Source organism: Paenibacillus sp. J22P277 (assembly GCF_059383675.1).
Genome location: NZ_JBXENS010000005.1, coordinates 165,284 through 177,785, shown reverse-complemented (window position 1 = coordinate 177,785; position 12,502 = coordinate 165,284). Strand labels below are relative to the sequence as shown.

13 protein-coding genes are annotated in these 12,502 nt (G+C 59.5%); 5 read left to right on the top strand and 8 right to left on the bottom strand.

Annotation, left to right across the window (positions count from 1 at the left end):
- Positions 1 to 90 precede the first annotated feature (90 nt).
- Entirely contained in the window at positions 91 to 552 is a 462-nt protein-coding gene (lspA, locus tag AC50YL_RS17995; protein WP_494834442.1) for a signal peptidase II, read from the top strand.
- A 47-nt stretch (positions 553 to 599) separates the two neighbouring features.
- Here lspA and AC50YL_RS17990 read toward each other — a convergent pair whose 3' ends face one another.
- From AC50YL_RS17990 to AC50YL_RS17980, 3 genes are all read right to left on the bottom strand, one after another.
- On the bottom strand, positions 600 to 1,352 hold the full coding sequence (locus AC50YL_RS17990; protein WP_494833619.1) for a phytanoyl-CoA dioxygenase family protein: 753 nt from the start codon (positions 1,350 to 1,352) through the stop codon (positions 600 to 602).
- 169 nt (positions 1,353 to 1,521) lie between these two features.
- A complete protein-coding gene (locus tag AC50YL_RS17985; protein ID WP_494833618.1) occupies positions 1,522 to 1,740 on the bottom strand; it encodes a hypothetical protein in 219 nt (72 codons plus the stop codon).
- A 120-nt stretch (positions 1,741 to 1,860) separates the two neighbouring features.
- Positions 1,861 to 3,114 (bottom strand): hypothetical protein, encoded by a 1,254-nt coding sequence (locus tag AC50YL_RS17980; protein WP_494833617.1) that lies wholly within the window; start codon positions 3,112 to 3,114, stop codon positions 1,861 to 1,863.
- A 167-nt stretch (positions 3,115 to 3,281) separates the two neighbouring features.
- Between AC50YL_RS17980 and AC50YL_RS17975 the strand changes: the two genes are divergently transcribed.
- On the top strand, positions 3,282 to 4,145 hold the full coding sequence (locus tag AC50YL_RS17975; protein WP_494834440.1) for an alpha/beta fold hydrolase: 864 nt from the start codon (positions 3,282 to 3,284) through the stop codon (positions 4,143 to 4,145).
- 122 nt (positions 4,146 to 4,267) lie between these two features.
- Here AC50YL_RS17975 and AC50YL_RS17970 read toward each other — a convergent pair whose 3' ends face one another.
- Positions 4,268 to 5,641: an FAD-dependent oxidoreductase gene (locus AC50YL_RS17970; RefSeq protein ID WP_494833615.1), complete on the bottom strand. Its 1,374-nt coding sequence runs from the start codon at positions 5,639 to 5,641 to the stop codon at positions 4,268 to 4,270.
- 274 nt (positions 5,642 to 5,915) lie between these two features.
- Between AC50YL_RS17970 and spoVB the strand changes: the two genes are divergently transcribed.
- Positions 5,916 to 7,469 carry a stage V sporulation protein B gene (spoVB, locus tag AC50YL_RS17965; RefSeq protein WP_494833614.1) on the top strand — a complete coding sequence of 518 codons (1,554 nt, stop codon included), beginning with the start codon at positions 5,916 to 5,918 and terminating at the stop codon, positions 7,467 to 7,469.
- 82 nt (positions 7,470 to 7,551) lie between these two features.
- Here the strand turns inward: spoVB and AC50YL_RS17960 are convergent, their stop codons facing one another.
- The 3 genes from AC50YL_RS17960 to AC50YL_RS17950 form a co-directional block, all read right to left on the bottom strand.
- Complete coding sequence (locus tag AC50YL_RS17960; RefSeq protein WP_494833613.1) at positions 7,552 to 8,370, bottom strand: methyl-accepting chemotaxis protein; 819 nt, start codon at positions 8,368 to 8,370, stop codon at positions 7,552 to 7,554.
- A gap of 260 nt (positions 8,371 to 8,630) precedes the next feature.
- Positions 8,631 to 9,836, bottom strand: a complete 1,206-nt coding sequence (locus AC50YL_RS17955; RefSeq protein WP_494834439.1) for a multidrug efflux MFS transporter — start codon at positions 9,834 to 9,836, stop codon at positions 8,631 to 8,633.
- A gap of 4 nt (positions 9,837 to 9,840) precedes the next feature.
- Entirely contained in the window at positions 9,841 to 10,410 is a 570-nt protein-coding gene (locus AC50YL_RS17950) for a cysteine hydrolase family protein (RefSeq protein ID WP_494833611.1), read from the bottom strand.
- A 125-nt stretch (positions 10,411 to 10,535) separates the two neighbouring features.
- Here AC50YL_RS17950 and AC50YL_RS17945 point away from each other — a divergent pair, with 125 nt between their 5' ends.
- On the top strand, positions 10,536 to 11,159 hold the full coding sequence (locus AC50YL_RS17945; protein ID WP_494833609.1) for a TetR/AcrR family transcriptional regulator: 624 nt from the start codon (positions 10,536 to 10,538) through the stop codon (positions 11,157 to 11,159).
- 77 nt (positions 11,160 to 11,236) lie between these two features.
- On the opposite strand, the gene AC50YL_RS17940 is transcribed toward AC50YL_RS17945, so the two are convergent.
- The gene (locus AC50YL_RS17940; protein ID WP_494833608.1) at positions 11,237 to 11,674 is read right to left on the bottom strand and encodes an Lrp/AsnC family transcriptional regulator; all 438 of its coding nucleotides are present in this window, start codon (positions 11,672 to 11,674) and stop codon (positions 11,237 to 11,239) included.
- Positions 11,675 to 11,841: 167 nt separating this feature from the next.
- Between AC50YL_RS17940 and AC50YL_RS17935 the strand changes: the two genes are divergently transcribed.
- Positions 11,842 to 12,474, top strand: coding sequence for a YitT family protein (locus tag AC50YL_RS17935; protein WP_494833607.1), 633 nt, complete (start codon positions 11,842 to 11,844; stop codon positions 12,472 to 12,474).
- Positions 12,475 to 12,502: the final 28 nt, after the last annotated feature.

The following is a 12,502-nucleotide window of genomic DNA, read 5'->3' as shown; positions in this document are numbered from 1 at the left end:
GCGGAGGCTGCCGCCGCGGCCGATCCCGTCGGTTGTGCAAAGGCGAAATCCTTTGTATGATGAACGTATGACGGGAAGGCTGGTGATCTTATTTTCTACTGGATAGCGTTTATTATGACCGCGGTCGATCAAATCACGAAGCTGTTCGTGCGTTTCAATATGCAGGTCGGGGATTCCCATACGGTTTGGGACGGTATCCTGCGCTTTACCTTTTACCAGAATTCCGGCGCCGCGCGCAGCTCTTTCCAGGGGTACGGGAGGCTGTTCGGCGTCGTGGCGGTTCTCTTTATCGCGCTGGTGATCTATTACCGGAGGAAGAACCGCGACGGACGCCGATTGATGGATATCGGCCTGGCCTTCCTCGTGGCGGGAGCGGCAGGCAACGGCATCGAACGGCTGCTGTTCGGCAAAGTAACGGATTTCCTTCAATTCGGATCCGGGGACGGCATCTTGAACATCGCGGACCTATGCATCAACGTCGGCCTGCTCGCGGTCATCGTCCAACAGATCTTTTTCTCCCGCGGCGTCAAGAACAAACAAGCCATCTCGTGAACACCGCGAGCCTGCCGAATCCGGCAGGCTCGTTGTCGTCGTCGGCGCTAGCCGCGGATCGCGCGGATGCCCGGCCAATGCAGCCAGATGTCCGTCATCGGTGCCTTCCAGTCCCGTCCGTGCTCCGCATGCGAGACGCGGAAGAAGATGGCATACCTTGGCAGCGGCGAGACGTTCATGGCGACGCTGTGCCCGAGCTGGTAATGCACGAGAAACACGTCTCCCGGCTCGCCGAGGGTCTGAACCGGCTGCGGCAGCTCGATCGGCGGCATCCCGTTCAAGAGCGACTCCGGTCCATGCGCCTTGAAATACGATTCGAACAAGCTGTGCGTACCGGGCCATACGGTGAAATTGCCCGCGAACGCTTCCCTGACCGGACTTAGCAGCACGCCGACCAGCATCGTGAAATTGGCGATCGTACCCTCACGCACGCCGTTGGTCGGCGAATACATGCCGTCCAAGTGAGGCTTGTGAATGCTCGGCGGATCCTCCAGGGAAGGAAAGCGCAGCGCGATCTGACCGCTCTCCACGGGCAGCGCCTGCCCTTCCCCGAGCAGATCCTCGACAAGCGATTTGACCGGCGTGGCGTTGAACAGCTCGCTGATCGGCGGCTGATCCTGCAGCTCCGGACAGAACGATTGCGCGCGGTAAATCTGCATGTTCGCCGGATCCATGCCTTCGCCGACCGAATGATTGATGTGCCGCACGGCCCGGTCGACCATCAGTTTGGGAATGACGCCGGGTACGTGAATATAACCGTTCTTCAGCATCGATGCCTTCTGTTCGAATGTCAGCTTCATGGGACAGCTCCTTCAAGAAGTGGATTTAATCCATCCGCACGCGAATAAGGATCGCATCAGCGGCTCCTTTTATTCTTTCTCCGTTCGGTTCCGGTTCCCTTCCCGGCCGGAGAAAAACAAAAAGCCCTGCGAACAGGGCTTTTTTGTATCGAATCCATCCCGATAACGCTTAGGCGCTGCAGCCTTCGCATTCGTAATATTGGTTGCCCGTCGTTTCTTTCGCTTCCAGCATCTTGCCGACCACGATATCCGACAATTCCATGAATTCGAAATCGGCGACCTTGGCGTGCACGGCGGCGCGTGCCTCTTCTTCGCTTTTGCCGATCCAGCTGAACGTAGCCGTTTTGCCGGTGGAAGGAACCTCGTATTCAAATAAATAACGTGTCATATTCGCCATCTCCTTTGCTATCTCTTTCTATTATTATACCATAAATGACTGCTATTCCGACAGGTAGGACCGACCCAAAGTTACCGGCCGCGACGTACATAGCTTAGCGCCCGCTGCCGATTAACCAGGCACATCGTCCTCCAAGGCATCGATCATTCTCGATAACCTGCCCGCCAGTTTGACGGTATCGGCATACGCGGCGGCGGCTAGCTTTTGCCGGTCGGCGGCCGCTCTCAGCCTCTCCGCGCGCGCGACCGGATCCGGCTCGTAGCCGTCCGACTCGTCTCCCGCCGACTCGTAGCCGCTTCCTTCCATGAGCGCCAGTCTGCCGATAGGTTTGGTCTCCGCCAATAACGCGCTCGCCTCGGCTAGAACGCCCGGGTCCAGCTCGCGCCTGACCCCTTTCAACGGATTGCTGTCGAGGAGCCGGTCGATCAGCGCCGCGAGCGCCGAATAATCCGCGGCCGAGACGGGCGACGATGCTTCGTAACCGCCGTCCTGCTCCAGCGCCGCGCGCAGCCGGTCGCGCGCGCGCCGGAATGTCGGCAGCGTCTCTTCCCGGCTCATGCCCGGATCGGTATCGAGCTCCGTCAACGTATCGACGATCGTCAGCGTGTCGAGCCGTACCCGATAGGCGGTCTTTCTCTCGATGCATGCCTCCGACAGCACCGGCAGGTTCGGCACGGCCTCCGTCTTGCCATAGCGCTGCCGAAGCTCGCGCGCCAATTTGCCGGCATACCGCTGACCGTCGTCCGCCTCCAATCGAAACGTCCTGCCCGCGGGATTCAGTTCCGTCAATTGACCTCTGATCCGCAACGGCACCGTCTCGATCCTTGTTTCGTCGATATAGGCGCTGGCTTCCTCCAGCTGCCGGCGGTCGAGCTCCGTCTCGCATCGGCCGCCCGCCGGTGCCGCGAGCTCGAACGTGACGGACGAACGAAGCTTGGCCAGCGCGGCCGCGAGCCTGCCGTATGCCAGGATAGCCGGCGCGTGAAGCTGATCCAGCTCCCGCTGCAAATCTTCAATATTCCCCGAAGCCCGTACCAATTCGAACAGCCTGGCGGACGCGGACGCGGCGGGCGTAATGCCGAACAAGTCCGCCGTACCGGACGACGTCAGCCGGATCGCGTCATCGCTTTGCGCCGATAAGCCGTAGGCGTTATCCTGCCGGATCGGCGTCGTCGGCCGCCCCATCCCGGCCGTCCAGCGGACATCCAGCGGATAGATCGCGTTTTGCAGCGCTTCGGCCGCTTCGCCGCCGGCCAGCTTGACCGGATCCTCGCCCGGCCCGGCCGCAGAGACGTACAAGCTGATCACGCTGCGGCCGCTTTCGGCCGCTTCCTCGGCGGCAGCCTTCCAGTCATGCCGTGACAATATCCTCACCCCATGCCAAGCTTAACGTTACTCATGCCATTATACAGGCTCGTTCTGCGGCAATCCATAGGCATGCGGGCGAGCTCCTCCCCGGACTTAAACTTCCGGCGCGTTCATACCCTTAATCATAGCGCAGCGCCGCGATGAAAGGAGAGTTTCGCTTGCACATGCCCGTGTTGTACAAACGAATGAAAATCGAGGGGCTTTCGATCTTTTTCCGCGAGGCCGGGAACCCGGCCAACCCGGCCATTATTCTGCTGCATGGCTTTCCGAGCTCCTCTCATATGTTCCGAGACTTGATTCCCCTGTTGGCGGATCGCTTCCATGTCATCGCCCCCGATTATCCCGGTTACGGAAACAGCAGCATGCCGGGAGTCGAGGAATTCTCCTATACGTTCGAGCATTTATCCCTCATAATCGAGGAGCTGCTTCACCGGCTCGGCATTCCAAAGTACGTCTTGTACTGCCACGATTACGGCGGACCCGTCGGGTTCCGCTTGGCCGTGCGCCATCCGGAGCGGATTCTCGGCTTCGTCATCCAGAACGCGGTGGTCAACGAAGCGGGATTGGGACAGCCGTTCGATCTGTTCAAGGCGCTGTGGGCGGACCCGAATCCGGCAACGAAAGCCGCCTTTGCTTCGCTGGTCAGCTTCGATTTCACGAAGAAGCAATATCTGACCGGCGTTTGCCGCCCTTATCTCATCAGTCCGGACGGGTACTCCATGGACCAGTTTTTTCTCGACCGACCGGGCAACGCCGACATTCAGCTGGCGCTCGGCTACGACTATCGCACGAATGTGGAGCAATACCCGAAATGGCAGCACTATCTGCATACTTGCCAACCTCCGGTTCTGGTCGCATGGGGGAAGAACGATTTCATCTTTACCTTGGAGGGGGCCTTCGCCTTCGAACGATACGCCAAGGACGTGGAAACGCATTTGCTGTGCGGCGGGCATTTCGTCCTGGAGGAAGCCAGTCCCGCGTCCGCCGCGCTGATCAAACGGTTCTTCGGCCGCAGACTCGGATTTTGAGCCCGCCCGGCAGATCGCGGGCAATATAGGCGCTGCGCAAAAAAAACCAAACCGCGGCTGCTGCCGAAGTTCGGTTCGTCCGTCCCATGCCCGAGCCGCATCGTCGCTGACTGCGCGATCCATCACAAAATTTGAAACAAGTCGTTCAAGGCCTCGCTCATCGACGGGTGGGTAAAGATATGATCGCGCAAGAAAGCGTACGGCCGATCGGTCTCCATGGCGATCTGCACGATGTTGATCATCTCGTGGGAATCCGCGCAGAACAGCGCGCAGCCGAGTATCCGGTCGGTCTTCGCGTCGACGACCGCCTTCAGCATGCCTTCGGTCTCGCCCGTCAATCTGGCTCGCGGGATGGCGGCGGCCGGCAGGCGGGTGATTTTCACCTCGTAGCCTTCGGCGATCGCCTTCTCTTCGGTCAATCCCACGCGGGAGAACGGCGGATCGATAAAGACCGAATACGGCACGTGCTTGCGGTCATGCGTCGTCCGCCGGCCTTGCCCGTACAGCTGATCCAGAATAATGCGCTGATCGTCCAGGGAGATATACGTGAATTGAAGTCCGCCGACAACGTCGCCCATCGCGAAGATATGCGGAACGGTCGTCAGCAGCCGTTCGTCGACCTGAACGGCTCCGCGCCCGGTAACGGCAACCCCGGCCTTGCCGAGCTGCAAGCCCTCGGTATTGGGCCTTCTGCCCGCGGCGACGAGAACGGCGTCCGCAGTCCGTTCGCGGCGGTTCCGTTCGCCATCCAGATACGTCACGACAACGCCTTGCTCCGTATCCCGCACGGATTCGATCTCGACGCCAAGGATGAAGGCGATTCCCTTCTTCTCCAGCGAGCCTTGCAGCGCCTCGGCCATGTCGCGGTCTTCCCGCGCCAACAGATCGGCATGGGTATCGAGCACCGTAACCTTCGAGCCGAAGCCCGCGTACATCGATGCGAACTCCAGTCCGATATAACCCGCGCCGACGATCGTCAGCCGTCTGGGCAGCGCCGTCAAATCCATCATCGTGGTGCTGGTATAGACGAGCTTGCTCTCCCGAATGCCTTCGATCTCCGGCACGATCGTCGACGCTCCGGTATTAATGAAGATGTTTTCTCCGTAGATCGTGAGCGTCTCCCGCTCCAATTGAACGTCGACTTCATGCTCCGACGCGAACGAAGCTTTGCCCGTGTAGATCGTGACCGTTTCTTTGCCGTCGAGGTTATCGAAGTTCTTCTGCCGCAGCGCCGCGATCAGATTGGTCTTCTTGGCGATCGCCTCGCGGTATTCCTCCGCTTGCTCCTCGAAGCCGATCAAGCCTTTCAGCCGCGACTGCTTGGCCAGATGCACCAGCGCTTTCGTGGGAATGCAGCCGATATTGATGCACGTTCCGCCGTACATCATGCTGGATTGCTCGATGACCGCGACTGCTTGCCCCCGGTTCGCCAGCGCGGCGGCCAAGGTCTTCCCGCCTTTTCCGAATCCGATAATAATGGCGTCATAACGCTTCATGCCCGTCACTTCCTCTCGTCTGCTTGCGTTTCTTCGCAGCCGCCAGCCGAGCGGCCTTCGAATTGAGTCACCTGTACGACTATCGATGCCGACTCCTGTTCCCTGCCCGCATCCGCCTCCATTGGCGATCTTTCCAGATATCATCCTAGCTATTTTGCAGGTAAGCGGCCCGATTCATACATGTATAGGGGGAATATCGCCGCTACAGCCCGTTCGCATGCTTTTCCGATTCATGAATACATTTAAGTATTCGATAATCGGGAGGAACCACGACATGGCTCAATCGAAGCAATCGTTCATGAGAGGGACGCTGGCCCTGTCTGTCGCTGCCTTCATCAACCGCATCCTCGGCTTTATCAGCGGCATGTTCGTCGCTCGCGTCATGGGCGCGGAGGGAATCGGCATCTTGATGATGGCGCATCCGCTCGTGCCGCTCGTCATTACGATTACGGAGCTCGGCTTGCCGGTCGCGATCTCGAAATTGGTCGCGGAAGCGTCCGCCCGCGGCGAGCGAATGCGAATCCGCCGCATCCTGCACGTCTCGCTCGCGGTAACCGGCGTCCTGAGCGTGACGCTGACGACGATCTCGCTGCTCGGCTCCCACTGGATCGCCTCCATCCTGCTGAGCGATCAGCGCGCGTATTACGCGATGCTCGCGATTACGCCGATCGCGCCGATCGTCGCCGTCTCCGCCGTGCTCAAGGGCTATTTCCGCGGCATGCAGCAGATGAAGACCATCGCCGCTTCCGACGTGCTCGAGCATACGGTGCAGATCGCCATCGTGCTGGCGCTCGTGCATCTGCTCATGCCGTACGGCGTCGCGTATGCGGCGGCGGGCGCGATGGCCGCCTCGGTCGTCAGCGAAGCGATCAGCCTCCTGTTCCTGGCGGTGAGTTACAAGGTGTACGGGGAACGGAAGGCTCCGGGCGAGACCTGGGGCAGCCATCTGAAGCAAGGCAGGACCACGCTGGCCGAGCTGATGAAGATCGGCCTCCCGACGACCGGACACGGCGCGATTCAATCGGTATACGGCGCCTTCCAGCCCTTGCTTATCGCGACCAGCCTGGCATTGGCCGGCGTCAGCACGGCTCTGGCCACGAAGCAATTCGGCTTGCTGGCCGGCTATGCGTTCCCGCTGCTGTTCATGCCGAGCTTCATCACGCAATCGTTGTCCACCGCCCTCGTTCCGGCGATCGGCGAGGCGGCCGCGAACAAGAACGGGCTGCTGATGCATGAGCGGATGAATCAAGCGCTGCGCCTCGGCCTGCTGATCGGCGCGCCGGCGACCGTCATCCTGTTCGTGTGGGCAACCCCGCTCACGACGCTGATCTACGGCTCGCCGGACGCGGGCCTGCTGCTGAAAATCCTCGCCCCGATGTTTTTCCTGCATTACTTCGACGCGCCGCTGCACGCGATCCTGCTCGGTCTCGGCCGCGCGAGCGCAACGCTCTGGAATTACGTCGTCGCAACGGCGTTCAAGGCGGTCTCGATTTTCGTCTTCGGCAGCCAGTTCGGCATCGTCGGCGTCGCGTTCGGCATCGGCATCGGCATCGTCATACAGACATTGCTGAACTTCTTCTCGATCTCCGGCTCGATCGGGATCTATCTGAGCATCCAGCCGTACGTCAAGGTCGGCGTCTGCATGTCCGTGATGGCGCTCGGGGGCCGCACGGTCTTTGAATATTTGACGGTTCACGGGCTGCCGCCGGTATGGAGCGTGATCGTGTCCATCGTCGCCGCTCTGCTGCTCTACTTCGCTGCGCTTATGCTGACGGCCACGCTGAGATGGAAAGGCTCGCGCCCTCCGATTTCGTCGAAATTCGGATAGGCGCACTACCGATTCGCATCGCCTGCCGAGGAGGCACGCAAAAGCCGGAAGCGTCCGCTTCCGGCTTTTGCGTGTTCCCGGACTATAAACGCTTGGCAAACTCGCCGAGCGCGGACGAGAGGCGGTTGATCTCCTCGAAGAAGCTCAGCAGCTGCTGCGTGGAAGCCGCCTGCCCTTGACCGGTCTCGGCAATATAAGCGATCGACGCCGTCATCGTCTTGGTCAATTCCTTGAAGACGTCCAGCGTATCCCGCACGGTTTCCGTCGAACTGACCGTCTGCGCGGCTAATTTGCGAATCTCGGCCGCGATTACGCCGAAGCCCGCTCCCCGGTCGCCGGCATGCGCCGCCTCGATGGCCGCATTGATGCCGATCAAGTGCGTCTGATCCGCGATCCCTTTTATCAGGGACACGACGCTGTCCGTGTTGGCGATATTGATTTCGGTCTGCTGGGCGTACCCGTAAAGCTGCTGGGCGAGGCCGGCCAATTGATCCGATCCTTCGGTCAATTGAACGATCTGTTCGTTCGCAAGCGATAACGACGCCGAGATGCGGTCGGCGATTCCGACGAGCTCGGAATGGCTGCGGATCTGTACCGCCAAGCCTCCGATGACGGCGCCCGTATGATCGTGAAGGGGAATGGCCGTGCCGATAAATTCAAACCCGTAGTATCGCGCGGGCACGACATCCTGAAACCGAACATCGTCGCGGAGCGCTTTCGTTAGCGGCTCCGCCTCTTGCAGCAATTGGCCCGGCTTGATCTTCAGATCGATGTCCTCGCCCGGCCAATAGGCGATGAATTTCTCCAAATCGCATAGTCCGATGGCCAAATCGACCGGAATGGCCGATTTCACGGCGGGCAGCAACGCGGCCAGATGTTCCAAAGTCGTCTCTTTCGTCATGCGTTCACCATTCCTGTCCTAAGTCTTGCGCGCTGAAATCCGATCCAAAGCTATCGTACAAACAAGCCCGGGAAAAAACAACCTCTCCCTGCAGAGCGGCGTCGGCCGAACGAGCATCGGCACTTCGCAAGCCGGTCTGAAGCCGCGCCTAGTAAGCTTCGCCGCCGCTGGTCCGTTTACCTGTTCGTTCGCTTCCTGCCGGAATCCGCAAAAAAGCCGCCGAAACGTTATCGGCGGCTTACGGAGCATGTCGGGTTCGGTCACGCGGCCGGCTTCGCTCGCAAGTCGAGCTTCCGATACACCTTGAAATAGACCCAAACGGCGTTCAGCAGCAGCAGCCCGCCGGTGACGATGAATACATAGCGGACGCCGAACCAAGCCGCCACTTGACCGCCCAATACCGCGCCTCCGAAGACGCCCAGGTACCCGGCCGACATGTTGAATCCGAACACTCTGCCCGTAAGGGACGGAGGCGTGATTTTCTTGACCAAAATGTTGACCGACGGCATCAGCCCGGCTGCCGTTAATCCGAGCAGGAAGCGCAGTCCCATGAGCTCCCACGGATTACGGACGAAGGCTTGGGGAATGAAAATAATCCCGGCTGCCGCAAGCGAGATCAGCATCACCTTGTGAACGCCGATTTTGTCGGACAGCTTGCCCAGCCTCGGCGCGGCCAGGATATTCGCCAATCCCGAGGCAGAAAAGGCAAGCCCGGCGATCAGCGCGACATGCGCGAGATTATGGGACAAGCTTCCGATGTAGACCGTGATAACCGGCTCGACCGAGTACAAAGCGACCGTAAGCACGAAGAAGGTCACGAACATGGTGATCGTCAAGCTCTTCTCCGGCACGAGCTGCCACAGCTCCCGGAAGCCGGGCACCTTCTTCTCCTCGCGCACGAAGGATTCCTTCACGAACAACGCGGTCAACGCGAAAGCGACCAGCATCAGCGCGCCCGTGATGAAGAAGACGTTGCGAAAGCCGAAGCTCTCCCCGATAAAACCGCCGATCATGGGACCGAGCAGCGAACCCGCGATGCTGGCCGTCGACAGCGTGCCCAAGGCATAGCCCGAGTGCTCCTGATCCGTCTGCGTCGCGATCAAGGTCGTGCAGGCCGTCCCGTAACCCGTAATGACGCCTTGCAACAATCGCAAGCCGACCAGCACGTACACGTTCGGCGCGAAACCCATGCAGCCGATTACGATCGCCATGCCGAGGCTTGCCCGCAGAAGCATCGGCTTGCGTCCGAACTTGTCGGCGGCATGCCCCCATATCGGCGAGAAGATCGCCGAGATGATAAAGGTGATTCCGAAAGCGAGCCCGGAAAGCTGCGCGATGGAAGAATCCTTGTCGACGCCGAGATGGCGGATGTATAGCGGCAGCACGGGCGCGATCTGACTCATGCCCACGCCCGTTACGAACATCCCGAACCAGCAAACGATTAAGTTCCGTTTCCAGATCGGCATGGCGTCAAGCCATGCCGTCAATCCAGGCGTCGACCGTCATGACGTCCGCTTGACGGGGGAAGACTTTCTCGGTGAGCACGCGATGCACTTCCGGATCGGCATCGAGGCAAGCGTCCGCAAGCACCGTCAGCGCAAAGTCCTTGTCCGCGGCCTCGCGCAAGGTCGACAGGACGACCCCGCTCGTCGCGATGCCGCTCAAAATCAGCGAATCGATGCGACGCGCACGGAGAACGACTTCCAAGTCGCTGCCGGCAAACGCGCTGACGCGGCGTTTCGTCACGATGGGCTCGCTCGGCAACGGCTGCACGGATGCGTGAATCCGCGTGTCCGCCTCCGCTTCCGACACGCCGCCGAATTCGGCGATTCTGCTGAACATTTTGTTCTGCGGGCTTACCTCCGGGTACCCTTCCCGGAAGGCGACCCGCACGAAAATAACCGGGATGCCGACCCGGCGGGCGGCTTCGAGCGCGCGTTGAACCGGAAGCAGTGCGTCCGCTTGCTCGGCGAACCGCGATACGATGCGGTTCTGCATGTCCATGACCAGCAGCGCCGCGTGTTTGTAATGATCGTTCATGTGTTGAACACTCCTTCTTCGTATGATAATATTAACCGGAGAACTCTCCACTTGATATTAAACGGAGACATCTCCGTTTGTCAACAACAGCCTGCGCGACTCTAATTTTAGGACGTGATCGAACTTTGGAAGATACTTGGAACGCGGGGACGTCCCCGAACCGCTCCGAGCGCCGCGATGCCGCCGAGAACCGCCAGCGCATCCTCGATTCGGCGCTGCGGCTGTTCGAGCAGCACGGCGTCGAGCAGGTCAGCATGAATCAAATCGCCATCGAGGCGCAGATCGGGCCGGGCACGCTCTACCGCCGATACCGGAACAAAGGCGAGCTCTGCCTGGAGCTGATGAAAGAAAACATCATCCTCCTGTTCGAGCAGATCGAGGAATACATGAACTTGAACCGCGCGGAACCGCCGAGCGAGCGGCTGAAGGGCGTCCTCGCGCTGTTTCTCCGTTTCCGGGAAAAGAAAGCCCAATTGCTGAAAGGCGTCGAGGAATCCGCATCGGCGGGCCGGGCGAAATCCCGCACGCAGAGTCCCATCTATCAAGAATTGCATCAGCTGTTCGTCGGACTGTTCGACGAGATGGCCGCGTCGGCGAGCGAGCCGAGCCGGCTGAACGGCGTTTTTGCCTCGGATATCCTGCTGACGGCATTGAGCAGCGATTCCTATTCCTTCCAAAGGGACGTGCGCGGCCATACGCCCGAGACGATCTTGGAGCAGCTTTGCCTGGCGTTCATCCCGTCGCCGTAAGCTGCATGCACGCAAAACAGAAAATCTCCCCCGCTGCTCGCGGAGGAGATTTTCTGTCGTTCCGGCGTATGACCGAACTAATCAAGCGGCAAAATCGGCCGGTCGGTCACCGGCGACGACAAAATGACGGATGTGATCAACTCCCCGAACGGCACCAAGCGCTCGACAAGCAAGCTGAGCTCGTCCAGTCCCGTGACCGCCGCTTTGATCATAAAGCTGACAACGCCCGTCACGCGATGGCATTCGATGATTTCCTCGAAGCCTTTGATCCGCTGTTCGAATTCCATAAGCGGTATCCTGAGCTCGCTCAGCTGAATGATCACCTGCACGTTCCGGCCGACCGCGGCAGGGGCTACCCTTGCGCCAAAGCCCAGAATCACGCCCTTCTCTTGAAGCCGCAGCATGCGCTCCGCTACGCTCGGCCGGCTTAACGACAATCTTTTCGATAGCTCGCTTACGGTCATGCGCCCGTCTTCCTGAAGCAATTCGAGGAGTATCCTGTCCAGTTTATCCATGGTTGCTTGACCATCCTTCAATTTGAAACGTATGCCGCTTGATTTCATTCAATGTTAATTATTCTCACATGAAAAAGATTCAGTTTATTATATATCGTCTTTTCATTGAAGTCTATCATGGAATTACAAGATTTATCCATGACATAAACGCAAAGGTGAGACGCATAATGAAAGCTGAAACGAAGCGTGTTTTCCATCAATGGCTGCAGATTATCGTCGGCTGCATGATCACCGCCGCAGGTCTGATCCTGCTCGGGCACGCCCATGTCGTAACAGGCGGTACGGCGGGACTCGCCCTCAGTCTCTCCTATCTCTTGCCGATCGGCTATCAAAACCTGTTCATGCTGCTGAACGTTCCGTTCTTCGTCTTCTCTTACATGAAAATGGGCCCTTCGTTCACGCTGCGAACGGCGATCGCGATCTCTCTGCTCTTCCTTTTCACGTCCGCCGATCATTGGCTCGGCGAGTTCTCGCTGCCTGCTCTGGGGGGCTCGTTCGCGGGCGGATCGATCGTCGGCCTCGGCGTCTGCGTCCTGATCAAGAACGGCGCGTCGCTCGGCGGGTCCTCGATTCTGGCGCTCTACCTCCAGCGAAGGTACCGCATGGATCCCGGTCAAATGCTCTTCGCGTTCGACTGCGCGGTCCTGCTGACGGGATTATCCAGCCTATCCATTGCCGATTGCCTGATCTCCGGCGTTTCCATCGTCATGACCTCGGGCATCGTTTCCCTCTACAAGGGCAAGCTGACCCTGGTCCGGCGCTTCAGGGAGAAGCAAAAACCGGCAACAACCGTTATCTAGCGCTTCCAACACAAGCAAAATTCGACTG